At 68.3% G+C, this 21,978-nt stretch carries 33 protein-coding genes; 4 read left to right on the forward strand and 29 right to left on the reverse strand.

Annotation, left to right across the window (positions count from 1 at the left end; genetic code table 11):
- Positions 1-47: 47 nt before the first annotated feature.
- The 28 genes from ACFVUH_RS06300 to rfbB all read right to left on the reverse strand — a co-directional run bounded on the left by ACFVUH_RS06300 (position 48) and on the right by rfbB (position 17,837).
- Positions 48-701, reverse strand: coding sequence for an adenylate kinase (locus tag ACFVUH_RS06300; RefSeq protein WP_355358388.1), 654 nt, complete (start codon positions 699-701; stop codon positions 48-50).
- A complete protein-coding gene (secY, locus tag ACFVUH_RS06305; RefSeq protein WP_355358385.1) occupies positions 701-2,011 on the reverse strand; it encodes a preprotein translocase subunit SecY in 1,311 nt (436 codons plus the stop codon). The genes ACFVUH_RS06300 and secY overlap by 1 nt, the downstream gene beginning before the upstream one ends.
- Positions 2,012-2,336: 325 nt before the next feature.
- On the reverse strand, positions 2,337-2,789 hold the full coding sequence (rplO, locus tag ACFVUH_RS06310; RefSeq protein WP_063348972.1) for a 50S ribosomal protein L15: 453 nt from the start codon (positions 2,787-2,789) through the stop codon (positions 2,337-2,339).
- 2 nt (positions 2,790-2,791) lie between these two features.
- Entirely contained in the window at positions 2,792-2,974 is a 183-nt protein-coding gene (gene rpmD / locus ACFVUH_RS06315; protein ID WP_030251557.1) for a 50S ribosomal protein L30, read from the reverse strand.
- Positions 2,974-3,597 carry a 30S ribosomal protein S5 gene (gene rpsE, locus ACFVUH_RS06320; RefSeq protein WP_344338017.1) on the reverse strand — a complete coding sequence of 208 codons (624 nt, stop codon included), beginning with the start codon at positions 3,595-3,597 and terminating at the stop codon, positions 2,974-2,976. Before rpsE ends, rpmD begins: the two co-directional genes overlap by 1 nt.
- Before the next feature lie 48 nt (positions 3,598-3,645).
- Positions 3,646-4,029: a 50S ribosomal protein L18 gene (gene rplR / locus ACFVUH_RS06325; protein ID WP_344338019.1), complete on the reverse strand. Its 384-nt coding sequence runs from the start codon at positions 4,027-4,029 to the stop codon at positions 3,646-3,648.
- A gap of 3 nt (positions 4,030-4,032) precedes the next feature.
- Positions 4,033-4,572 carry a 50S ribosomal protein L6 gene (gene rplF, locus ACFVUH_RS06330; RefSeq protein WP_030393304.1) on the reverse strand — a complete coding sequence of 180 codons (540 nt, stop codon included), beginning with the start codon at positions 4,570-4,572 and terminating at the stop codon, positions 4,033-4,035.
- A gap of 22 nt (positions 4,573-4,594) precedes the next feature.
- Positions 4,595-5,002: a 30S ribosomal protein S8 gene (rpsH, locus tag ACFVUH_RS06335; RefSeq protein WP_355358379.1), complete on the reverse strand. Its 408-nt coding sequence runs from the start codon at positions 5,000-5,002 to the stop codon at positions 4,595-4,597.
- Between the two features lie 268 nt (positions 5,003-5,270).
- A complete protein-coding gene (locus ACFVUH_RS06340; protein WP_030393303.1) occupies positions 5,271-5,456 on the reverse strand; it encodes a type Z 30S ribosomal protein S14 in 186 nt (61 codons plus the stop codon).
- A 4-nt stretch (positions 5,457-5,460) separates the two neighbouring features.
- Positions 5,461-6,030 carry a 50S ribosomal protein L5 gene (gene rplE / locus ACFVUH_RS06345; RefSeq protein ID WP_030300393.1) on the reverse strand — a complete coding sequence of 190 codons (570 nt, stop codon included), beginning with the start codon at positions 6,028-6,030 and terminating at the stop codon, positions 5,461-5,463.
- On the reverse strand, positions 6,030-6,341 hold the full coding sequence (rplX, locus tag ACFVUH_RS06350) for a 50S ribosomal protein L24 (RefSeq protein WP_100892787.1): 312 nt from the start codon (positions 6,339-6,341) through the stop codon (positions 6,030-6,032). Before rplX ends, rplE begins: the two co-directional genes overlap by 1 nt.
- 15 nt (positions 6,342-6,356) lie before the next feature.
- Complete coding sequence (rplN, locus tag ACFVUH_RS06355) at positions 6,357-6,728, reverse strand: 50S ribosomal protein L14 (protein ID WP_030393301.1); 372 nt, start codon at positions 6,726-6,728, stop codon at positions 6,357-6,359.
- Between the two features lie 102 nt (positions 6,729-6,830).
- Entirely contained in the window at positions 6,831-7,103 is a 273-nt protein-coding gene (gene rpsQ, locus ACFVUH_RS06360; protein WP_030055826.1) for a 30S ribosomal protein S17, read from the reverse strand.
- Positions 7,103-7,327 carry a 50S ribosomal protein L29 gene (gene rpmC, locus ACFVUH_RS06365; protein ID WP_030300387.1) on the reverse strand — a complete coding sequence of 75 codons (225 nt, stop codon included), beginning with the start codon at positions 7,325-7,327 and terminating at the stop codon, positions 7,103-7,105. Before rpmC ends, rpsQ begins: the two co-directional genes overlap by 1 nt.
- A complete protein-coding gene (gene rplP, locus ACFVUH_RS06370) occupies positions 7,327-7,746 on the reverse strand; it encodes a 50S ribosomal protein L16 (RefSeq protein ID WP_030232476.1) in 420 nt (139 codons plus the stop codon). Before rplP ends, rpmC begins: the two co-directional genes overlap by 1 nt.
- Positions 7,747-7,751: 5 nt before the next feature.
- A complete protein-coding gene (gene rpsC / locus ACFVUH_RS06375; RefSeq protein WP_030232473.1) occupies positions 7,752-8,576 on the reverse strand; it encodes a 30S ribosomal protein S3 in 825 nt (274 codons plus the stop codon).
- Entirely contained in the window at positions 8,576-8,923 is a 348-nt protein-coding gene (gene rplV, locus ACFVUH_RS06380; RefSeq protein WP_045304593.1) for a 50S ribosomal protein L22, read from the reverse strand. The genes rpsC and rplV overlap by 1 nt, the downstream gene beginning before the upstream one ends.
- A gap of 50 nt (positions 8,924-8,973) precedes the next feature.
- A complete protein-coding gene (gene rpsS, locus ACFVUH_RS06385) occupies positions 8,974-9,255 on the reverse strand; it encodes a 30S ribosomal protein S19 (protein WP_030055821.1) in 282 nt (93 codons plus the stop codon).
- An 11-nt stretch (positions 9,256-9,266) separates the two neighbouring features.
- Positions 9,267-10,103: a 50S ribosomal protein L2 gene (gene rplB / locus ACFVUH_RS06390; RefSeq protein WP_355358370.1), complete on the reverse strand. Its 837-nt coding sequence runs from the start codon at positions 10,101-10,103 to the stop codon at positions 9,267-9,269.
- 36 nt (positions 10,104-10,139) lie between these two features.
- Positions 10,140-10,457: a 50S ribosomal protein L23 gene (gene rplW / locus ACFVUH_RS06395; protein WP_355358367.1), complete on the reverse strand. Its 318-nt coding sequence runs from the start codon at positions 10,455-10,457 to the stop codon at positions 10,140-10,142.
- Positions 10,457-11,134, reverse strand: coding sequence for a 50S ribosomal protein L4 (gene rplD, locus ACFVUH_RS06400; RefSeq protein WP_344338031.1), 678 nt, complete (start codon positions 11,132-11,134; stop codon positions 10,457-10,459). The genes rplW and rplD overlap by 1 nt, the downstream gene beginning before the upstream one ends.
- Before the next feature lie 5 nt (positions 11,135-11,139).
- The gene (gene rplC, locus ACFVUH_RS06405; protein WP_189916064.1) at positions 11,140-11,787 is read right to left on the reverse strand and encodes a 50S ribosomal protein L3; all 648 of its coding nucleotides are present in this window, start codon (positions 11,785-11,787) and stop codon (positions 11,140-11,142) included.
- 14 nt (positions 11,788-11,801) lie between these two features.
- Positions 11,802-12,110 carry a 30S ribosomal protein S10 gene (gene rpsJ, locus ACFVUH_RS06410; RefSeq protein WP_012785157.1) on the reverse strand — a complete coding sequence of 103 codons (309 nt, stop codon included), beginning with the start codon at positions 12,108-12,110 and terminating at the stop codon, positions 11,802-11,804.
- Between the two features lie 389 nt (positions 12,111-12,499).
- On the reverse strand, positions 12,500-14,305 hold the full coding sequence (locus ACFVUH_RS06415) for a hypothetical protein (RefSeq protein ID WP_387911536.1): 1,806 nt from the start codon (positions 14,303-14,305) through the stop codon (positions 12,500-12,502).
- A 57-nt stretch (positions 14,306-14,362) separates the two neighbouring features.
- Positions 14,363-14,755 (reverse strand): DUF2304 domain-containing protein, encoded by a 393-nt coding sequence (locus ACFVUH_RS06420; RefSeq protein WP_355358360.1) that lies wholly within the window; start codon positions 14,753-14,755, stop codon positions 14,363-14,365.
- The gene (locus tag ACFVUH_RS06425; protein WP_350561908.1) at positions 14,752-15,441 is read right to left on the reverse strand and encodes a glycosyltransferase family 2 protein; all 690 of its coding nucleotides are present in this window, start codon (positions 15,439-15,441) and stop codon (positions 14,752-14,754) included. Before ACFVUH_RS06425 ends, ACFVUH_RS06420 begins: the two co-directional genes overlap by 4 nt.
- A 72-nt stretch (positions 15,442-15,513) precedes the next feature.
- The gene (locus ACFVUH_RS06430; RefSeq protein WP_387911539.1) at positions 15,514-16,863 is read right to left on the reverse strand and encodes a lipopolysaccharide biosynthesis protein; all 1,350 of its coding nucleotides are present in this window, start codon (positions 16,861-16,863) and stop codon (positions 15,514-15,516) included.
- The gene (gene rfbB / locus ACFVUH_RS06435) at positions 16,860-17,837 is read right to left on the reverse strand and encodes a dTDP-glucose 4,6-dehydratase (protein WP_355358354.1); all 978 of its coding nucleotides are present in this window, start codon (positions 17,835-17,837) and stop codon (positions 16,860-16,862) included. Before rfbB ends, ACFVUH_RS06430 begins: the two co-directional genes overlap by 4 nt.
- A gap of 118 nt (positions 17,838-17,955) precedes the next feature.
- Here rfbB and rfbA point away from each other — a divergent pair, with 118 nt between their 5' ends.
- The 4 genes from rfbA to ACFVUH_RS06455 are packed head-to-tail and all read left to right on the forward strand — an operon-like array spanning position 17,956 to position 21,384.
- A complete protein-coding gene (gene rfbA, locus ACFVUH_RS06440; protein ID WP_355358351.1) occupies positions 17,956-18,831 on the forward strand; it encodes a glucose-1-phosphate thymidylyltransferase RfbA in 876 nt (291 codons plus the stop codon).
- Complete coding sequence (locus ACFVUH_RS06445; RefSeq protein WP_387911541.1) at positions 18,828-19,427, forward strand: dTDP-4-dehydrorhamnose 3,5-epimerase family protein; 600 nt, start codon at positions 18,828-18,830, stop codon at positions 19,425-19,427. The genes rfbA and ACFVUH_RS06445 overlap by 4 nt, the downstream gene beginning before the upstream one ends.
- Positions 19,428-19,473: 46 nt before the next feature.
- On the forward strand, positions 19,474-20,370 hold the full coding sequence (locus ACFVUH_RS06450; RefSeq protein ID WP_387911543.1) for a glycosyltransferase family 2 protein: 897 nt from the start codon (positions 19,474-19,476) through the stop codon (positions 20,368-20,370).
- A 48-nt stretch (positions 20,371-20,418) separates the two neighbouring features.
- Positions 20,419-21,384 (forward strand): NAD-dependent epimerase/dehydratase family protein, encoded by a 966-nt coding sequence (locus ACFVUH_RS06455; RefSeq protein ID WP_387911545.1) that lies wholly within the window; start codon positions 20,419-20,421, stop codon positions 21,382-21,384.
- An 82-nt stretch (positions 21,385-21,466) separates the two neighbouring features.
- Here ACFVUH_RS06455 and ACFVUH_RS06460 read toward each other — a convergent pair whose 3' ends face one another.
- Complete coding sequence (locus ACFVUH_RS06460) at positions 21,467-21,943, reverse strand: GtrA family protein (protein ID WP_380682134.1); 477 nt, start codon at positions 21,941-21,943, stop codon at positions 21,467-21,469.
- Positions 21,944-21,978: the final 35 nt, after the last annotated feature.

Consider the following 21,978-nt stretch of genomic DNA (forward strand, 5'->3'; position numbering starts at 1 on the left):
GCTGCCCCGGGTCGGGCAGCGCGGCCGTAGGTACGTCGCTCGAAAACTCAGCTGTCCTGCTTCAGCGCCTCGATCGCGCGCCGGGTGACCTCGTCGACCTTGCCGAGGGCCGGGATCGTGGCGATCAGGCCCTGCTGGCGGTAGTAGTCGATGATCGGCTCGGTCTCCGTGTGGTAGACCTCCAGCCGGGTCCGCACGGCGTCCTCGGTGTCGTCGGAGCGCTGGTACAGCTCGCCGCCGCACTCGTCGCAGACGCCCTCGACCTTCGGCGCGTTGTAGTCCACGTGGAACACGTGGCCGCCGTCGTTGCGGCACAGCCGGCGGCCGGCGATCCGGCGGACGACCTCGTCCTCGGGGACCTCCAGGTCGAGCACACCGTCGAGCTTGATGCCCTGCTCGGCGAGGAACTCGTCCAGCGCCTTGGCCTGGCCCAGGTTCCGCGGGAAGCCGTCCAGCAGGAAGCCGTTCGCGGCGTCCTCCTGGAGCATGCGGTCCTTGGCCATCCCGATCGTGACCTCGTCGGGCACCAGGCGGCCCGCGTCCATGTAGCTCTTGGCCTCGACACCCAGCGGGGTGCCCTGACCGATGTTGGCGCGGAACAGGTCGCCGGTGGAGATGTGGGGGATGGACAGGGTCTTGGCGAGGAGGTGCGCCTGAGTACCCTTCCCGGCCCCGGGGGGTCCGACGAGGACAATACGCATCAGCGGAGGAACCCTTCGTAATTGCGCTGCTGGAGCTGGCTCTCGATCTGCTTCACAGTTTCGAGTCCGACGCCGACGACGATGAGCACGCTGGTGCCGCCGAACGGGAAGTTGGTCTGCTGTCCGAAGGCGACCAGGGCGATCATCGGGATCAACGCGATCAGGCCCAGGTAGAGCGAACCCGGCCACGTGATGCGGGTGAGCACGTAGTTCAGGTACTCGGCCGTCGGGCGGCCGGCCCGGATACCCGGGATGAACCCACCATACTTCTTCATGTTGTCGGCAACTTCTTCGGGGTTGAAGGAGATGGCGACGTAGAAGAAGGCGAAGAAGACGATCAGCAGGAAGTACGTGGCCATGTAGATCGGGTGGTCACCGCGCACGAAGTGCTGGTTGATCCACACCGCCCAGCCGGCCTGGCTGTTGGTCAGCTGGACCACGAGGGCCGGGATGTACAGCAGCGACGAGGCGAAGATGACCGGGATGACACCGGCCTGGTTCACCTTGAGCGGGATGTACGTCGAGGTTCCGCCGAAGGCCCGGCGACCGATCATCCGCTTCGCGTACTGGACCGGGATCCGGCGCTGGGCCTGCTCGACGAAGATGACGAGCATCACAACGATGACGCCGATCGCGATGACCGAGAAGAACTCGACCCAGCCGCCGCCGATGGTGCCGGACTGCTTGATCGCCCACATCGAGGTGGGGAACTGGGCGGCGATCGAGGTGAAGATCAGCAGCGACATGCCGTTGCCGATGCCGCGGTCGGTGATCAGCTCACCGAGCCACATGATCACCGTGGTGCCGGCGGTCATGGTCAGGACCATGACGGCGATCCGGAACACGCCGGTGTCCGGCACGATCTGGTTGGCGTAGACGCAGCCCGAGAACAGGGCGCCGCTGGACGCGGTCGCCACGATGCCGGTGCCCTGGAGCACCGCCAGCGCGATGGTCAGGTACCGGGTGTACTGGGTGATCTTCGCCTGGCCGGCCTGGCCCTCCTTCTTCAGCGCCTCCAGTCGTGGAATCACGACGGTGAGGAGCTGGAGGATGATGCTCGCCGTGATGTACGGCATGATGCCGAGGGCGAAGATCGTCAGCTGTAGCAGCGCCCCGCCGGAGAACAAGTTGACCAGGCCGAAGAGGCCGTTGTTCTTGGTCTCCTTGATGCAGGCGTGAACCGCCTCGAAGTCGACCCCTGGTACGGGAACGTGCGAGCCCAGCCGGAACAGCACCATGATGCCCAGCGTGAACAGCAGCTTCTTGCGCAGGTCGGGCGTCTGGAACGCCCGCGCGAACGCACTGAGCACGGTGCCTCCTGCGCCTCCCGCGCGTCGTCGGCGGGAGGGTCGGTCCTGAATGGGAGTTTGCGGTTCGGGCTCCGTTACAGACGGCACAGGCGAGCCTATGCGCAGCCTACAAGGGAACTCCACGGACTCTAACAGTGCACGGCCGCTCGAAAGAAGCGCGTACGGCCCCTCCCCCACTCATGGGGTACGGGATGCCCGGTTTTGCCACACAAAAGAACGAGGGCCAGAACCTGCCGCGTCGACATCCGGGGGCGGAATGGGCCGGAAAAGGCGCGAGCCCCGCACCTCCCGAAGGGAAGTGCGGGGCTCGCGGAAGTCAGCGGGCTCAGACGAGCTCGGTGACGGTACCGCCGGCGGCGGTGATCTTCTCGGTGGCCGAGCCGGAGACGGCGTCCACCGTCACCTGCAGCGCGACCGAGATCTCGCCGGTGCCGAGCACCTTGACGAGGGAGTTCTTGCGAACCGCGCCCTTGGCGACCAGGTCCTCGACCGTGACCTCGCCACCCTGCGGGTAGAGCTCGGCCAGCTTGTCGAGGTTGACGACCTGGAACGTGATCTTGAACGGGTTCTTGAAGCCCTTCAGCTTCGGCAGACGCATGTGGAGCGGCATCTGGCCACCCTCGAAGCGCTGCGGAACCTGGTAGCGGGCCTTGGTGCCCTTGGTACCACGACCAGCGGTCTTACCCTTGGACGCCTCACCACGACCCACACGGATCTTGTCGGTCTTGGCACCCGGGGCGGGACGCAGGTTGTGGATCTTGATCGGGTTGTCGCCCATGATCAGTCCACCTCCTCAACCGTCACCAGGTGACGGACCGTCTGGGCCATCCCGCGGATCTCGGGACGGTCCTCCTTCACCACGACGTCGTGCATGCGCTTGAGGCCAAGCGAGCGCAGGGTGTCGCGGTGGTTCTGCTTGCTGCCGATGTACGACTTGGTCTGCGTGATCTTCAGGCGAGCCATCAGGCACTCACCCCGGCAGCAGCCCGAGCCCGCAGCAGACCGGCCGGAGCCACGTCCTCGAGCGGCAGGCCACGGCGGGCCGCGACCTCCTCGGGACGCTGGATCTGCTTCAGCGCGGCAACCGTGGCGTGCACGATGTTGATCGCGTTGTCCGAGCCGAGCGACTTCGACAGGATGTCGTGAACGCCGGCGCACTCCAGGACGGCGCGCACCGGGCCACCGGCGATAACACCGGTACCGGGGGCGGCGGGCTTCAGCAGCACGACGCCGGCGGCCTTCTCGCCCTGAACGGGGTGCGCGATGGTGCCCTGGATACGGGGGACCTTGAAGAAGTTCTTCTTGGCCTCCTCAACGCCCTTGGCGATGGCGGCCGGAACCTCCTTCGCCTTCCCGTAACCGACACCCACGGTGCCGTCACCGTCGCCCACCACGACCAGCGCGGTGAAGCTGAAGCGACGACCACCCTTGACAACCTTGGCGACGCGGTTGATCGCGACGACGCGCTCGACGTAAGCGGTCTTCTCGACGGCGGGGGCGTTGCCCCGGTCGTCACGCTTACGGTCGCGCCGCTCGCCACCGGTGCCGCCGCCGGCGCCGCTACCGCGGCGCTGGGGTCCAGCCATTGGAATTACCTCTCTCGATTACGTCCGCCGACAGAGTCGACGAGCGGCTTAGAAGTCGAGCCCGGCCTCGCGGGCCGCGTCCGCCAGGGCGGCGATGCGGCCGGCGTACCGGTTGCCCGCGCGGTCGAAGACGACCGACTCGATGCCGGCGGCCTTGGCGCGCTCGGCGACCAGGCTCCCGACCTTCTTGGCCAGCTCGGTCTTGTCGCCCTCGGCGCCCTTGATGGACACGTCGAGGGTGGACGCCGACGCCAGGGTGTGACCCTTGGCGTCGTCGATGACCTGGGCGACCATGTGACGGTTCGAGCGCGTCACGACGAGGCGCGGACGCACCTCGCTGCCGACGATGCGCTTGCGAACGCGGATCGCGCGGCGCTTGCGAGCGGCGCTCTTGTAGGCGTTGCCCTTGCCGATCTTGACAGAGACACTCATCGCTTACTTACCACTCTTTCCGACCTTGCGGCGGATAACCTCGCCCGCGTACTTGACGCCCTTGGCCTTGTACGGGTCGGGCTTGCGCAGCTTGCGGATCTTCGCGGCGACCTCGCCGACCTTCTGCTTGTCGATGCCGTCCACGTGGAACTTGGTGGCCGACTCGACGACGAAGGAGATGCCCTCCGGCGCCTCGACGAGGATCGGGTGGCTGTAGCCCAGCTGGAACTCCATGTCGGAGCCCTTCGCCAGAACTCGGTAGCCGACACCGCTGATCTCCAGCGACTTGCGGTAGCCCGCGGTCACACCGGTGATCATGTTCGCCACCAGCGTGCGGGTCAGGCCGTGCAGGGCCTTCGACTGACGCTCGTCGTTGGGGCGGGTGACAGCCAGAATACCGTCCTCGCCCTTGCCGATCTCGATCGGCGCGGCGACGACGTGGGTGAGGGAGCCCTTCGGGCCCTTCACCGAGACCGTCTGGCCATCGATGGTGACGTCCACGCCAGCGGGGACCTGGATGGGCAGCCGTCCAATGCGCGACATTGCTGTACCTCCGTTTCCCGAATTACCAGACGTAGGCGAGAACTTCTCCGCCTACGCCCTTCTTGGCGGCCTGCTTGTCGGTCAGGAGGCCGGAGGACGTGGAGATGATCGCCACGCCCAGGCCGCCGAGAACCTTCGGCAGGTTGGTGGACTTTGCGTAAACGCGCAGACCCGGCTTGCTGATGCGCTTGATGCCGGCGATGGAGCGCTCACGGTTGGGGCCGAACTTGAGCTCGATGGTCAGCTTCTTGCCGACCTCGCCCTCGACGGGCTCCTCAACCTTGTAGGAGGTGATGTAACCCTCCTGCTGCAGGATCTCGGCGACGTGCGCCTTGATCTTGCTGGCCGGCATCGCCACGGAGTCGTGGTACGCCGAGTTCGCGTTACGCAGACGCGTGAGCATGTCTGCGATGGGGTCGGTCATGGTCATGATGGCCTCAGGCCTCTCTCGCCGCGGTTTCTCCGCGCCAGGTCCCCCTTCCGCACTCTTTCGAGTTCGTCAGGGGCACAAGCGCAGGGGACCTGCGACGTCGTAAGACTGGGTGCGAGCCCTCTCGCAAGAGGGCCACGGGCATCCATGGGGATGCCGCGGCAGGGGGCCCGACCCCACTACCTTACGGGAACCCGTACGGCAGGCCCAAAACGGGCCGGTGTGGGATCGGGCACCTCTGCGTCGCTGTGTGCCTAAAGCGCCTGGACTACCAGGAGCTCTTGGTCACGCCCGGCAGCTCGCCACGGTGCGCCATCTCACGGAGGCAGACACGGCAGAGGCCGAACTTGCGGTACACCGAGTGCGGACGGCCGCACCGCTGGCACCGGGTGTAGGCCCGGACGCCGAACTTCGGCTTCCGCTCGGCCTTCGCGATGAGGGACTTCTTCGCCATTGGCTCACGCCTCCTTGAACGGGAAGCCCAGAGCGCGCAGGAGCGCCCGGCCCTCGTCGTCGGTCTGAGCGGTGGTCACGACGGTGATGTCCATACCGCGCTGACGGTCGACCTTGTCCTGGTCGATCTCGTGGAACATAACCTGCTCGGTCAGACCGAAGGTGTAGTTGCCACGGCCGTCGAACTGCTTGGGGGAGAGACCGCGGAAGTCACGGATGCGCGGCAGGGCCAGCGACACCAGACGGTCCAGGAACTCCCACATGCGGTCACCACGGAGGGTGACGTGGGTGCCGATCGGCTGGCCCTCGCGCAGCTTGAACTGCGCGATGGACTTGCGGGCCTTGGTCACGGCCGGCTTCTGACCGGTGATCGCGGTCAGGTCGCGGATCGCGCCCTCGATCAGCTTGCTGTCACGGGCGGCCTCGCCGACACCCATGTTGACGACGACCTTGACCAGGCCCGGCGTCAGCATGACGTTCTCGTACGAGAACTGCTCCTGCAGCTGCCCCTTGATCTCGGAGTTGTAACGCTCCTTGAGGCGGGGGGTCACCTTCTCAACAGACGTCTCAGACATCAGATGTCCTCACCGGTTCGCTTGGCAACGCGGATCTTGTTGCCCTCGTCGTCGAAGCGGTAGCCAACGCGGGTGACGACCTTCTTGCCGTCCTTCTCCACGACCAGCTGGACGTTGGAGACGTGCACCGGGGCCTCGACGGTGACAATGCCACCCTGAGTGCCCGGACCCGGCTTGGTGTGCTTCTTGACCCGGTTCACACCCTCGACCAGGACCTTGTTCTCAGCCGGCAGGGCCTGGATGACCTTGCCCTGCTTGCCCTTGTCCTTGCCGGTGATGACCTGAACCAGGTCACCCTTCTTGATCTTCATGCTGTTCGCCATGGGTCAGAGCACCTCCGGCGCCAGCGAGATGATCTTCATGAACTTCTTGTCACGCAGCTCGCGGCCCACCGGGCCGAAGATGCGGGTGCCACGGGGGTCACCGTCGGTGTTCTTGAGAACGACAGCGGCGTTCTCGTCGAACCGGATGTACGAGCCGTCGGGACGACGGCGCGACTTCACGGTACGGACGACGACGCACTTGACGACGTCACCCTTCTTCACCGAACCACCGGGGATCGCGTCCTTGACGGTGGCGACGATGACGTCCCCGATACCGGCGTAGCGGCGACCGGAACCACCGAGAACGCGGATGCAAAGGATTTCCTTCGCGCCCGTGTTGTCGGCGACACGCAGTCGCGACTCCTGCTGGATCACAGCTTTCTCCTGATCGTCAACGAGAGCTGACGGGCCGGCCGCTGCTCACACCAGCGCCCGCAAGGGGCCTGGTGCACATACGGCCGTACCGCATCAACTTCGTTACTTGGCCTTCTCGAGGATCTCGACGACGCGCCAGCGCTTCGTCGCGGACAGCGGGCGGGTCTCCGCGAGGAGAACCCGGTCGCCGATGCCGCAGGCGTTCGCCTCGTCGTGCGCCTTCAGCTTGTTCGTACGGCGGATGACCTTGCCGTACAGCGCGTGCTTGACGCGGTCCTCGACGGCGACGACGACGGTCTTGTCCATCTTGTCGCTGACGACGAGACCCTCACGGGTCTTGCGGAAACCGCGCGTCTCGTTGGTGTTCTCAGTCATCAGGCGTTCTCCACCGTCTCGATGCCCAGCTCGCGCTCGCGCATCAGGGTGTAGATCCGCGCGATGTCCTTACGGACGAGCTTGAGCCGTCCGTGGTTGTCGAGCTGCCCGGTCGCCGCCTGGAAGCGGAGGTTGAACAGCTCCTCCTTGGCCTCGCGCAGCTTGGCAACGAGACCCTCGTTGTCCAGCTGGCGGAGGTCAGCAGCCTTGGTAGCGGCCGACATCAGCTCTCACCGTCCTCGCGCCGGACGATCCGGCACTTCATCGGCAGCTTGTGAGCAGCGCGGGTGAGCGCCTCACGAGCAACCTTCTCGTTCGGGTACGACAGCTCGAACATGACCCGACCCGGGTGCACGTTCGCGATCCACCACTCCGGCGAACCCTTACCGGAACCCATGCGGGTCTCGGCCGGCTTCTTGGTCAGCGGACGGTCCGGGTAGATGTTGATCCAGACCTTGCCGCCACGGCGGATGTGACGGGTGATCGCGATACGAGCGGACTCGATCTGACGGTTCGTCACGTAGGCCGGGGTCACGGCCTGGATGCCGAACTGGCCGAACGCCAGCTCGGTGCCACCCTTGGCAGCGCCACGGCGCTTGGGGTGGTGCTGCTTGCGGTGCTTGACCCGACGGGGGATCAGCATTGCGGTCAGGCCTCCGTTCCGGTGTTCTCGGCAGCCGGAGCCTCGGCGGCGACCGGGGCCTGAGCCTCGGCAGCGGCGGGACGACGGCCGCGGCCACCGCGCTCGCCACCACGGCGCTCGCCACCGCGGGCGGGACGACCACCCTCGGGACGGGCCGGGCGGTTGCCCGAGCGGGCAGCGGCGTTCTCAGCGCGGACCTCGGCGATGTTCTTGACGTCGCCCTTGTAGATCCAGACCTTCACGCCGATGCGGCCGAAGGTCGTCTTGGCCTCGAAGAAGCCGTAGTCGACGTTCGCGCGCAGGGTGTGCAGCGGCACACGGCCCTCGCGGTAGAACTCCGAACGGCTCATCTCGGCGCCGCCGAGACGACCGGAGCACTGGACCTTGATGCCCTTGGCGCCGGACTTCATGGTGCCCTGCATCGACTTGCGCATGGCACGGCGGAAGGAGACGCGGGAGGACAGCTGCTCCGCGACGCCCTGAGCCACGAGCTGGGCGTCCAGCTCGGGGTTCTTGACCTCGAGGATGTTCAGCTGGACCTGCTTGCCGGTCAGCTTCTCGAGGTCGCCGCGGATGCGGTCGGCCTCGGTGCCGCGCCGGCCGATCACGATGCCGGGGCGAGCGGTGTGGATGTCCACACGGACGCGGTCGCGGGTGCGCTCGATCTCGACCTTGGAGATGCCGGCGCGCTCCATGCCCTTCGTCATCATGCGACGAATGGCAACGTCTTCCTTGACGTAGTCCTTGTACAGCTTGTCGGCGTACCAGCGGGACTTGAAGTCCGTGCTGATGCCGAGGCGGAACCCGTGCGGGTTAACCTTCTGGCCCATTACCGGGTCCCTTCCTTGCTGCTGACGACCACGGTGATGTGGCTGGTCCGCTTGCGGATCCGGTAGGCACGACCCTGGGCGCGCGGACGGAACCGCTTCAGGGTCGGACCCTCGTCAACGTACGCCTCGCTGATGACGAGGTCGTCCACGTTGGAGTGGTTGTAGTTGTGCGCGGCGTTGGCAATGGCGCTGTCGAGCACCTTGCCGACCGGCACGGTCGCGGCCTGCGGAGCGAAACGCAGGACCGCCTGGGCCTCCGTGGCGTTCAGGCCACGGATGAGGTCCACCACGCGGCGGGCCTTCATGGGCGTGACGCGGATGTACCGCGCCTGGGCCCTGGCTTCCATGGTTGTCCCCTTGCTGGTGTAAGTCATTGAGTCGGTAATCTCGCTGGCGACTAGCGACGCTTCGACTTGCGGTCGTCCTTGACGTGACCGCGGAAGGTACGCGTCGGCGCGAACTCGCCGAGCTTGTGGCCGACCATCGACTCGGTGACGAACACCGGGACGTGCTTGCGGCCATCGTGCACCGCGATCGTGTGGCCGAGCATGGCCGGGAAGATCACGGAGCGACGGGACCAGGTCTTGATGACGTTCTGGGTACCCGCCTCGTTCTGCGCGTCCACCTTCTTGAGAAGGTGGCCGTCAATGAAGGGGCCCTTCTTGAGACTGCGCGGCATCTGACCTGCTCCTAGCGCTTCTTGTTGGTCTTGCGGCGGCGCACGATGAGGGCGTTCGAAGCCTTCTTCGGGCTACGAGTGCGACCCTCCTTCTGGCCCCACGGCGAAACCGGGTGGCGACCACCGGAGGTCTTACCCTCACCACCACCGTGCGGGTGGTCGATCGGGTTCATGGCCACACCACGCACGGTCGGGCGGACGCCCTTCCAGCGCATACGGCCGGCCTTGCCCCAGTTGATGTTCGACTGCTCGGCGTTGCCGACCTCGCCGACGGTCGCGCGGCAGCGCGCGTCCACCAGGCGGATCTCACCGGAGGGCATGCGCAGGTGCGCCATCTTGCCCTCACGCGCCAGCAGCTGGATGCCGGAGCCGGCCGAGCGGGCCAGCTTGGCACCGCCACCGGGACGCAGCTCCACCGCGTGGATGGTGGTACCGACCGGGATGTTGCGCAGCGGCAGGTTGTTGCCGGGCTTGATGTCGGCGCCAGGGCCGTTCTCCACCCGGTCGCCCTGCGCGATGCCGCGCGGCGCGATGATGTAGCGCTTCTCGCCGTCCACGTAGTGCAGGAGCGCGATGCGCGCGGTGCGGTTCGGGTCGTACTCGATGTGCGCGACCTTGGCCGGCACGCCGTCCTTGTCGTGACGACGGAAGTCGATCACGCGGTAGGCGCGCTTGTGCCCGCCACCCTGGTGGCGAACGGTGATCCGACCGGCGTTGTTACGGCCGCCCTTGCTGTGCAGGGGGCGAACCAGCGACTTCTCCGGCGTGGACCGCGTGATTTCGACGAAGTCGGCCACGCTGGAGCCACGACGGCCCGGCGTAGTCGGCTTGTACTTGCGGATACCCATTTTCGTCCTCGTCTTGATCGACGATCACGGCCTCCGTCAGGAGGTCGGACCACCGAAGATGTCGATGCGGTTGCCCTCGGCCAGCTTCACGATGGCGCGCTTGGTGTCCTTGCGCTTGCCAAAGCCCGTCTTGGAGCGCTTGCGCTTGCCCTGACGGTTGATCGTGTTGACAGCCTCGACCTTGACCGAGAAGACGGCCTCGACGGCCTGCTTGATCTGGGTCTTGTTGGCGCCCGGCGACACGATGAACGTGTACTTGTTCTCGTCGAGAAGGCTGTAGCTCTTCTCGGAGATAACCGGCTTCACCAGGACGTCACGGGGGTCCGTGAACGTCTTGCTCGTAACGTCGCTCATCAGGCGGCGCTCCCTTCGAGCTCGCCCTCAGCGGCAACGGCCTTGGCGGACGCGGCCGGACCGGCCACGAAACGCTCGAAGGCGGCCTGGGTGAAGACCACATCGTCGGAGACGAGCACGTCGTAGGTGTTCAGCTGACCGGCGTCCAGGATGTGGACGTTCGGCAGGTTGCGAGCGGACTTGAGGCCCAGCTCGTCCGCACGCTCGACGACCAGGAGGACGTTCTTGCGCTCGGTGATCTTGCCGAACAGGCTCTTGGCGGCCTTGGTCGACGGCGCCTCGGTCGCGGTCACGTCGGTGACGACGTGAATGCGGTTGTGGCGGGCCCGGTCGGTGAGCGCACCGCGCAGGGCGGCGGCGATCATCTTCTTCGGGGTGCGCTGCGAGTAGTCGCGCGGCACGGGACCGTGCACGACGCCACCACCGGCGAACTGCGGCGCGCGGGTCGAGCCCTGACGGGCGCGGCCGGTGCCCTTCTGGCGGTACGGCTTCTTGCCGCCACCACGGACCTCGCCGCGAGTCTTGGTCTTGTGGGTGCCCTGACGGGCCGCAGCGAGCTGCGCCACGACGACCTGGTGCATCAGCGGAACGCTGACCTTCGCGTCGAAGATCTCGGCCGGCAGCTCGAGGCTGCCAGTCTTGTCACCCGAGGGCGACAGGATGTCAATGGTGCTCATATCCTTCACAGCCCCTTCGCCGCGGTGCGGACGAGGACGAGGCCGCCGTTCGGGCCCGGGATCGCGCCCTTGATCAGGAGCAGACCCTTCTCCGCGTCAACCGCGTGCACGGTCAGGTTCTGGGTGGTCACACGCTCGTGACCCATCCGGCCGGCCATCTTCAGGCCCTTGAACACGCGGCCCGGGGTGGCGCAGCCACCGATGGAACCGGGCGAACGGTGCTTGCGCTGCACGCCGTGACCGGCGCCGAGGCCCCGGAAGTTGTGGCGCTTCATGACACCGGCGAAGCCCTTGCCCTTGGAGGTGCCGGTCACGTCGACCTTGACACCCGCCTCGAACAGCTCGGCGGTGATCTCCTGGCCCAGGGTGTACTCGGACGCGTCCGAGGTCCGGAGCTCGACCAGGTGGCGGCGCGGGGTGACACCGGCCTTGGCGAAGTGGCCCGCGAGGGGCTTGTTCACCTTGCGGGGGTCGATCTCGCCGAAGCCGATCTGGACGGCGTCGTAGCCGGCCGGGCTGTCAGCGGTGTGGACCTGGGTCACGACATTCGGCCCAGCCTTGACGACGGTCACCGGAACGACCCGGTTGTTCTCGTCCCAGACCTGGGTCATGCCGAGCTTCTCGCCCAGGATGCCCTTAATCTGCTTAGCCATCTTCGGTGCGCCTCTCAGAGCTTGATCTCGATGTCGACGCCCGCCGGCAGGTCGAGACGCATCAGCGAGTCAACCGTCTTCGGCGTGGGGTCGAGGATGTCGATCAGACGCTTGTGAGTGCGCATCTCGAAGTGCTCGCGCGAGTCCTTGTACTTGTGCGGCGAGCGGATGACGCAGTACACGTTCTTCTCAGTGGGCAGCGGCACCGGGCCCGCGACCTGCGCACCAGTACGGATCACCGTCTCGACGATCTTCTTCGCCGAGGAGTCGATGACCTCGTGGTCGTAGGCCTTGAGCCGGATGCGGATCTTCTGTCCCGCCATGGCTACCTTGTAGTCCTTTGTCCTAGTCACTGCACGACCCCCGCTCCGACCCCCGCGCTCGGGCGTGTCGCACTCGCGCTTGCAAAAAACCGGCGATGGACTCGTCGGTTTCGAACTTTCGGGGTAGGGGGAGCCGGGCCGAGGCCCCGCACACGCTTCCCGGAAGATTCCCGTACGTCCGCCCCGCAGCTGCCGTGGCGTAACACTCACGCTTGACGGCCATCACGGGAACGACGAGTACATGGGACTCGCTTCCAGTCCTCCCGGCGGGAGGCGCGCAGCATCGGCAACTCAACCGAGCAACTTGGACATACTGCCACAGGCGTGCGCCGGAAAGCCAATCGGGGCCGGTGAGGCGTACCTCACCGGCCCCGACGCGTTCCGCCCGGCTACTTCGCCGGGCCGTTGTCCCACGGGGCCCGGCGGCCGCAGACCGCCTGCCAGTCCTCGGTCGCGACGCCCGCGCACCAGACGAACTTCTTGTCGTCCTTGTCCGGCGTCCAGTCCTTGACGATGATGTCCGCGCAGGTGGAGACCGGCGCGAACCTCGGGCAGCTGCCGTCGGCCTTCTTGATGGTGTGCGCGCGCCAGGCGTCGAGCCCCATCGTCCCGGCCTTCTCGTGCTCCGGCATGTACCGGTTGACCGACCAGGAGGCGCCCATGGTGCCGAACAGGGCGAGGGCGCAGACCAGGCCGGCGGCGAGCTGGCGCAGCATCCGGCCGGAGAGCACCGAGGTGCCGGCCGGCGCGTCGTCCTTGCGCAGCACCCGCTCCAGCCAGCCGCTGCCGCGGTGGAAGGCGGCCATCAGACCCAGCACGGCCAGGATCATCAGGCAGTACAGGATGATCCAGGTGGTCCGGGGGTACAGCGCGACGGTGCCGGTCTGCGCCATCTTCCCGGCGAAGGTGAACCGCATCAGCCAGGCCCCGGCCAGCACGGCGGCGGCCGTGCGCACCGCGAGGTTGCGCAGCCCCAGCCCGATGCCCAGCCCGACACCGGCGACCAGCAGGATCGCGAAGCCGGACTGGCCGGCCAGCTCGCCCGAGGCCGGGTAGTCGTGGTACGTGGTCTGGCCGACCCGGTCGGACATCCAGCCCATGATGTAGGTCGGATCGGTGTACACCATGATGTAGCCGTAGCGGTCCGGGACGTCAGCCCCGATCGTGGCCAGCTGGTACAGCAGCGGCGAACCGACGAGCCCGGCGCTCACCACGGTGGTGCCGATGAGCGCGAGCCCGTTGCGCACGGCCGTACGGCCCCCGCGCCAGGGGAAGACGAAGAGCGTCAGCACGGCGATGCCGGGAGCCGACCACAGGTACCAGCCGGAGTACCAGAGGAACAGCAGGCCGAAGACCACGCCGAAGCCCAGGCCCCGCAGCAGCGCCGAGCGCGTCGACAGCTCGCCGGCCCGGCGGACCTCGCGCAGCACCGCGGTCAGCAGCGGGACCAGCATGATCATCACGACGTGGCTGTACGGGCGGATCGGGTCCAGGAAGACCACCGCGGCCGGTACGGCGATCAGCAGCGCCCAGAACGGCCGCAGCAGCAGCCGCCAGGACAGGTAGCTCATCGGCCCGACCAGCGCGCTGAAGAGGATCTGCAGGTCGTGCAGGGCGAAGCCCTCGCCGCCGATGCCGTGGTAGCGGATCTTCGCCCAGAGCGCGATCAGCGCCGGGAAGCCGGGCGGGTAGACCCCGGGCAGGCCCTTGTCGTCCAGCATCCCGGTGGCCATGTGGACCAGGACGCTCGGGTCGCCCTCCTGGCCGCCGAGCGGCCAGGGCGTGCCGTTGAGGGCGACCACCACACCGCCGGCGATCACACCGGTGGACAGGCCGGCCAGCGCGGCGCAGACCAGCCGCTGGGTCAGCCGGTGCCGGCGCAGGGTGCCCCGGTAGGCGGTGAAGACCAGCACCGCGAGCAGCGGCAGACCGACGACCGCGACGTACTGCTGGATCTTCGCCAGCCCGCTGACCTGGCCGATCCGGTTCAGCGGGTTGACGTCGATCCGGGTGCAGAGCAGCGTGAACCCGACCGCCGCGACGACGCTGACCAGGACCTCGGCCGTGATCTGGGCCCAGCGCCTGCTCAGCAGACCGGGCGCGGCCGGCCCGGCCGGTGCGACCGGGTCGGCCGCACCGGAGGGTTCGGTCTCCGGCGTCTCGGTAGTGACCGTTCCGGCGGCCAGGTTCGTCATCTCAGTCCCTTTTCCGTCGGACGGTGGTACGGGCGTGGCCTCTTGCTCGGGATCGGACTACCGCTCGGAGCCGACCGGGAGGGCGGGCTCGTCCTCGGAGAAGCGCTCCTTGTTGACGCGCTGTCCGTCGTTGACGGCGACGGTGCGGGCCAGGTCGGTCAGCTTCTTCTCCAGCGAACGGAAGCGCATGAAGGTGTTCAGCGTCATGAAGGCCATCGCCACGACGAGCAGGTAGAGCACCAGGTCGGTGCCGCGGCCGACACCGAGCTTGTTGGCGATCCAGGTCACGTCCTGCGGGCGCAGCACGGCGTACACGTTGGCGATGACGAACGCGAAGAACGCCATCCGCTTCCACGCGCGGGTGTGCGCGGCGTCCCAGCGGCGGATGAAGGCGAGCACGAGGACACCCGTGCCGACCATGAGCAGCAGCTGGATCCAGAGGTACTTCACTTGCGGCCACGCTCCCTGAGCGAGATGTCGAAGAGGATGTTGACGCCGTTGATCAGCGACTGGCCCTTGGAGCGGGAGTACTCGGTGTACAGGATGTCCACCGGGACCTCCATGACGCGCAGGTCCGAGGAGGCCAGCGTGGCCACGATCTCGGAGGCGTGAGCCATGCCGTTCATGGTGATGCGAAGCGCGGACGCGGCCTTGCGGTTGATCACCCGCAGGCCGTTGTGCGAGTCCGTCAGGTTGAGCTTGCGTGCGGTGGGGCTGATCGTCGCGGCGGTCCGCAGGACCACCCGCTTGATCCACGGCACCTCGCCGGTCTGCTCGATGAAGCGGGAGCCGAGGACCACGTCGGCCTCGTCGGCCCGGAGCAGGGCGACCATCTTCTCGACGTCGTGCGTCTGGTGCTGGCCGTCCGCGTCGAAGGTGGCGAAGTACTTGGCGCCGGGCTGCTTGAGCGCGTAGTTGAAGCCGGTCTGCAGGGCCGCGCCCTGACCGAGGTTGACCGGATGCTGCACCAGGTGCGCACCGGTGGTCATGATGGTCTCGGCCGAATTGTCGGTCGAGCCGTCGTCGATGACGACGATGTTGGGGAACGTCTTGCGCGCGTTCTCGATCACGTCGGCGATGACGGTTCCCTCGTTGTACGCGGGAATCACCAGCCACACATCGTCATAGTCGGACATCATGGCTCCATGCCGCATCGTGCGGCCGCGGGTCGCGGCGAAATCGAGTGGTGGGGGTGAACGCGGAGCCGGTCATGCCGAGTCCACGAGGGAGCGCCGGGACGAACCCTGCACGTCGGCCGCGGCACCGGGCGGTTCCCGCAGGAAGGTCAGCCAGAGCGCGGCGAGCATGCATCCGACCGCGGCCAGCGAACCCATAGTGTAGGCGAGGCAGACCCGGGTCGCGATCGCCCCGGGGGCAAGCGTGGTGACCATCAGGGCAACAGTTCCGGTCGCCCAGCCCAGCAGCTGGAGACGATGGCGGTGCAGGACCAGCAGCGCCTGCCCGAGGACCATCGCGAGCATGTAGAACAGGGTGCCCGCCGACATCAGCAGGAAGTCGAGCGACCCGAGCACGTCGTCGGCCTTGAAGAGCACCTGGATCAGCCACGGTCCGAGGATGGTGGCCGGGATGCCGCCCGCCACGCCGAGCACGGCGACCACGCCGCAGGTGCGCATCAGCAGCTTGGAGAAACCGGAGCGGTCGCCGGCCGCCGCGGTGCTGGACAGCCCGGCCAGCAGCGAGGCCTGGAGCGAACCGAAGACGAACAGCGGCACCCGGGCGAGGACGACCGCGTTCAGCAGGCCGGCCACCAGCGGCGCGTTGTCCGGGGCCAGCAGCCGGGTGGAGATCACGGCCGCGTTCACGACCACCTGCGAGAGCAGGGTGGAGGCGACCAGCGGGGCCAGGCCGCCGGTGAGCGAGCCCCAGCCGACGGCGGGGCCGGCCGAGATCCCGGAGCGCAGCGGCCGGACGGTGGCCAGCACGGCCAGCAGCGGGGCGACGGCCAGGATGAGCGCGAACACCAGCGGCGAGCGGACGCCGGCGACCGCGCAGCCGACGGCCAGCGCGATGCGCAGGCCGCCGTCGACGGCGAGCTGGGTGCCGTACGCGCCGAAGCGGTTGAGGCCGGCGAGCACGCCGCGGCTGACGTTGCCGGCCGCCATCGCGGCGAAGGAGGCGGCGAGCGCCACGACCATGCTGCGGTGGCCCTCGAAGAAGGTGTCCGCCAGCGGGCGGGCCGCCACCGCCATGCCGACGGTCAGCACCGCCAGCATCCCGACGGTGATCAGCAGGATCCGGCGGACCACCGGTGCGGCGCCCTGCCCGCCGACCACCCGGGCGGCCACGATCCGGGTGAGTTCCTGCTCGACGGGGAAGAAGAGTCCCAGGCCGACGGACATCAGGATCGTCCAGAGCAGCGAGACCGAGGCCATCTCCGGCTTGCCGAGGCTGTAGCCGGCCGCCATGAGGTGGATGTAGGAGGCGGCGCCGAGCAGCACCGTTCCCCCGATCACCAGCTGGGTGCCCGGGGGAAGCGCGCTGACGACCTTGGCCAGCGGGGAACGGCGCTCCTGCGCCGTGCTGCCCTGTTGGTTCACGACTGCTGCGCGGCCTTCACCTTGAGCGGCTCCCACCAGGCGCGGTTCTCGCGGTACCAGGCGATGGTCGAGGCGAGGCCCTCCTCGAAGGTGACCTGCGGCTCGTAGCCGAGCTCCTCGCGGATCTTGGTGATGTCCAGCGAGTAGCGCAGGTCGTGGCCCTTGCGGTCCTCGACCCGGTCGACCATGTCCCAGCCCTGGCCGGCGGCCTCCAGCAGCAGGCCGGTGAGCTCCTTGTTGGTGAGCTCGACGCCGCCGCCGATGTTGTAGACCTGGCCGGCCCGGCCCTTGCGCAGCGCGAGGTCGATGCCGCGGCAGTGGTCCGAGACGTGCAGCCAGTCGCGGATGTTGCCGCCGTCGCCGTACAGCGGGACGCGCTTGCCGTCGATCAGGTTGGTGGTGAAGAGCGGGATGACCTTCTCGGGGAACTGGTACGGCCCGTAGTTGTTGGAGCAGCGGGTGACCACCACGTCCATGCCATGGGTGCGGTGGTAGGCCAGGGCCAGCAGGTCCGAGCCGGCCTTCGAGGAGGAGTACGGGGAGTTCGGCGCGAGCGGCCACTCCTCGGTCCAGGAGCCCTCGGTGATCGAGCCGTACACCTCGTCGGTGGAGACGTGCACGAAGCGGCCGACCTTGTGCTTGCGCGCGGCGTCCAGCAGCACCTGGGTGCCGACCACGTTGGTCATGACGAACGGACCGGCACCGGCGATGGAGCGGTCGACGTGCGACTCGGCGGCGAAGTGGACGACCGCGTCGTGGCCGGGCATCACCTGGTCGACGGCGTCGACGTCGCAGATGTCACCGCGGACGAAGGAGTAGCCGGGGTGGTCCGCGACGGGCGCGAGGTTCTCCTCGACGCCGGAGTAGGTCAGCTTGTCGAAGACTGTGACGCGGGCCGCGGGATCCGCCGACAGCAGCGCGCGGACGTACTGGGACCCGATGAATCCGGCGCCGCCGGTGACGAGGATACGCATAGTGCGGCTGAGTATAGTGCGCGCCCGCAGGCCCTCCTGCCGGGGTCCGGGAGGACGATCCGTGGGCGTCCGAAGGCTGGTTGCGGCCGGGTACGGCAGGCCACGTAAGGTGTGCGCCATGCGCGGCATTCTTCTTGCGGGCGGCACCGGTTCCCGCCTCTGGCCCCTCACCCGGGCAGTCTCGAAGCAGCTTCTTCCGGTCTTCGACAAGCCGATGATCTACTACCCGCTCTCGACGCTGATCATGGCCGGGATCCGCGAGATTCTGATCATCACCACGCCCCAGGACCGGGAGCAGTTCGAGCGCCTTCTCGGCGACGGCTCGCAGTTCGGCCTGGACCTCCAGTACGCCGTCCAGGAGCGCCCCGAGGGCATCGCCCAGGCCTTCGTGCTGGGCGCCGACTTCATCGGCGACGAGCCGGTCGCGCTGATCCTGGGCGACAACATCTTCCACGGCAGCGGCCTCGGCACCCGGCTCGCGCAGCGCACCGACCCCAAGGGCGGCATGGTCTTCGCCTACCCGGTGGCCGACCCGACCGCGTACGGGGTGGTGGAGTTCGACGAGAGCGGCCAGGTCATCTCGATCGAGGAGAAGCCCACCCGGCCGAAGTCCCGCTACGCGGTGCCCGGCCTGTACTTCTACGACAACCGCGTGGTGGAGATCGCCCGCACGATCACCCCGAGCGCCCGCGGCGAGCTGGAGATCACCGCCGTCAACGACGCCTACCTGCAGCGCGGCGAGCTCCAGGTGACCGTCCTGGACCGCGGCACCGCCTGGCTGGACACCGGCACCTTCGTCTCGATGGTGCAGGCCTCGGAGTTCGTCCGGGTCATCGAGGAGCGCCAGGGCTTCAAGATCGGCTGCGTCGAGGAGGCGGCCTGGCGGGCCGGCTTCCTGACCTCCGAGCAGCTGCGCGAGCTGGCGCAGCCGCTGCTGAAGAGCGGCTACGGGCAGTACCTGGTGAACCTGCTGGACGAGGAGAACGCCCGATGAAGTTCCGCGAGCTCTCCATCGAGGGCGCCTGGGAGATCACCCCGCAGCAGCACGGCGACCCGCGCGGCCTGTTCATGGAGTGGTACCGCTTCGACCGGCTGTCCGAGGTGGTCGGCCACCCGCTGCGGATGGCCCAGGGCAACCTCTCGGTCTCCGCCGAGGACGTCGTCCGCGGCATCCACTTCGCCGACGTCGCGCCGGGCCAGGCCAAGTACGTCAGCTGCGTGCGCGGCGCCGTGCTCGACGTGATCGTCGACCTGCGGGTCGGCTCGCCGACCTTCGGCCGCTGGGAGTTCGTCCGCCTCGACGACGTGGACCGCCGCTCGGTCTACATCTCCGAGGGCCTGGGCCACGGCTTCTGCGCGCTCTCCGACGACGCGACGCTCTCCTACGTCTGCTCGGAGACCTACAACCCGACCGGCGAGCACGCGGTGCACCCGCTGGACCCGGACCTGGCGATCGAGTGGCCGGCCGGCACCCCGCAGCTGTCCGCCCGGGACGCCGCCGCGCCGACGCTGGCCGAGGCCATCGAGACCGGCCTGCTGCCGGACTACGAGGAGTGCCTGCGCTACCGGCGTTCCCTCAGCGGCCAGTAGCCTTCTCGCCGTCCCCCCTACCCGGAAAACACCTGGTGCGCCGCTCATGACAACTCTTGACATCATGCTGCCCTACTACGGCAACGTCGCCCTCATGCAGGCGGCCGTCCGCAGCATCCTGGCCCAGAGCGACCCGAACTGGCGCCTCACCGTGGTGGACGACGGGAAGGAACCGGACGTCCCGGGCTGGTTCGCCGAACTCGGCGACGACCGGGTCTCGTACCAGCGCAACGAGCGGAACCTCGGCGTCACCGGCAACTACCGCAAGTGCCTCGGCCTGGTGCGCGAGCAGCACTTCGTCATGATGGGCACCGACGACATCATGCTGCCGAACTACGTGGAGACCGCCCGGGCCGTCCTCAAGGACAACCCGGACGTCGGCATGGTCCAGCCGGGTGTGCAGGTCATCGACGGCGAGGGCGCGCCCACCGAGGGGCTGGTGGACCAGGCGAAGAAGCGGATCTACGCGCCCAAGGTGCAGGGCCGCAAGCTGATGAGCGGGGAGGAGCTGGCCATCAGCCTGCTCCGCGGCAACTGGCTGTTCTTCCCCTCCATCTGCTGGCGCACCGAGGCCGTGAAGGCGGTCGGCTTCCGGGACAACCTGGAGGTCACCCAGGACCTGGCGCTGGTCATCGACCTGCTGCAGACCGGCGAGCAGATGATGATCACCGACAAGGTCATCTTCCAGTACCGTCGGCACGCCGTCAGCATCTCCTCCGCGCAGGCCTTCACCGGCGTCCGCTTCGAGGAGGCCAACCGCTTCTTCCGGGACGTCGCCGACCGCCTGGACGCGCACGGCTGGTCCCGGGCCGCCAAGGCCTCCCGGCTGCACCTGTCCTCCCGGATCCACGCGCTCACCATGGTCCCGGGCGCGGTCAAGAGCCGGCACAGCGAGGGCACCAAGACCCTGCTGCGGCACGTCGCCGGCACCGACCGCTACTGAGCAACGCCCACCGCCCCGTCCGTACCCGACCTACCGGAACCAGAGGCCATGGCCGCTAGCAGCACAGCTCTCCCCCGGGTCGCCATCCTCGGCGGCACCGGCTTCATCGGGCGCACCATCCTCGCGACGCTCGCGGAGCGGGGTCACCACCTGCTCACCATCGCCCGCAAGGAGCCGGCCGACGCCCTGCCCGGCGACTTCGCCCGGCTGGACCTCACCAACGACCCGCCGGCGGAGCTGGCCGCCCTGCTGGCCGAGCACCGGATCGACGTGGTGGTCAACGCGGCCGGCGGGATGTGGGGCCTGACCGACGAGCAGATGGTCGGGGCCAACGTCGGCATGGTCTCCTCGCTGCTGGAGGCGCTGCGGTCGATGCCCGCTCCCCCGCGCCTGGTCCACCTCGGCACGGTGCACGAGTACGGCCTCTGCCCGATCGGCGTCAGCCTCGCCGAGGACTCCGAGCCGCACCCCTCGATGGTGTACGGGCAGCTCAAGCTGCGGGCCACCGAGCTGATCGCGGACGCCGTGCGCCAGGACGGCCTGGACGCCGTCGTCCTGCGGCTCGGCAACGTGGTCGGCGCGGGCCAGCCCTCGCACAGCCTGCTCGGCGTCATGGCGGGCAAGCTGGCCGCCGCCCGGGCCGCCGGGACCGCGGCCGAGCTGTCCCTGCAGCCGCTCACCGCCCAGCGGGACTTCGTGGACCTGCAGGACACCGTCGACGCGATCGTCGCCGCCCTGCCGGCCGCCCCGCAGGCCCCGGCCGTGCTCAACGTCGGCCTCGGCCGGGCGAGTTCGGCCCGCGAGCTGGTCGAGCTGCTGATCGAGGTCAGCGAGGTGCCGACGAAGATCACCGAGCTGCCGGCGCCGGACGGCTCCGGCCCGGAGACCGAGTGGCAGCAGCTGGACGTCACCGCGATCGGGCAGGCGCTCGGCTGGGCCCCGCGCCGCCCGCTGCGCGAGGCGGTCCGCACCCTCTGGGAGGACGAGGTGCGGCGCACGCCCGCACTCGGCTGATCCGCGAACGCCGATCGCCCCGGTCCGCTTCGGCGGGCCGGGGCGATCGGCGTTTCCGGGGTGTCCCGGGGTGTCCCGGGGGTTACTTCTCCTTGAACACCCAGACCTTCATCAGCAGGAACCGCACCACGGTGGCCAGGCCGTTGGCGACGATCAGTCCGCCCACCTCGACCACCTTGGAGGCGTCCGGCAGGGCCACGTCGAGCAGCGCGAGCACACCGGCGCTCAGGCCGAGGCCGATGAGGAAGGCCACGGCGCCCTGGAGCTGGTGGCGCAGGGCCCCGTCGGAGCCGGTGATCCCGAAGGTGAACCGCCGGTTGGCGGCGGTGTTCGCGACGGCGCTGACCGCCAGCGCGATCAGGTTGGCGATCTGCGGGTCGACGAAGCGGCGGGCGACCACGTAGAGCCCGAGGTAGAAGAGCGTGCTCAGGACCCCGATGATCAGGAAGGACGGGATCTGGCGCTTGGCGGCGGGCGCCCCCGGGCCGCCGTTCGCGGTCTCCGGCGCCACGGTGGGTTCGGCGGTCGGCGGCATCTGGGCCCCCCTGGTCTCGTTCATCGGCAGGACAGTCGGATCGGTTCGGATCAGCCCGG

Origin of the sequence: Kitasatospora sp. NPDC058032 (assembly GCF_042885845.1) — a bacterium.
Lineage (GTDB): Bacteria > Actinomycetota > Actinomycetes > Streptomycetales > Streptomycetaceae > Kitasatospora.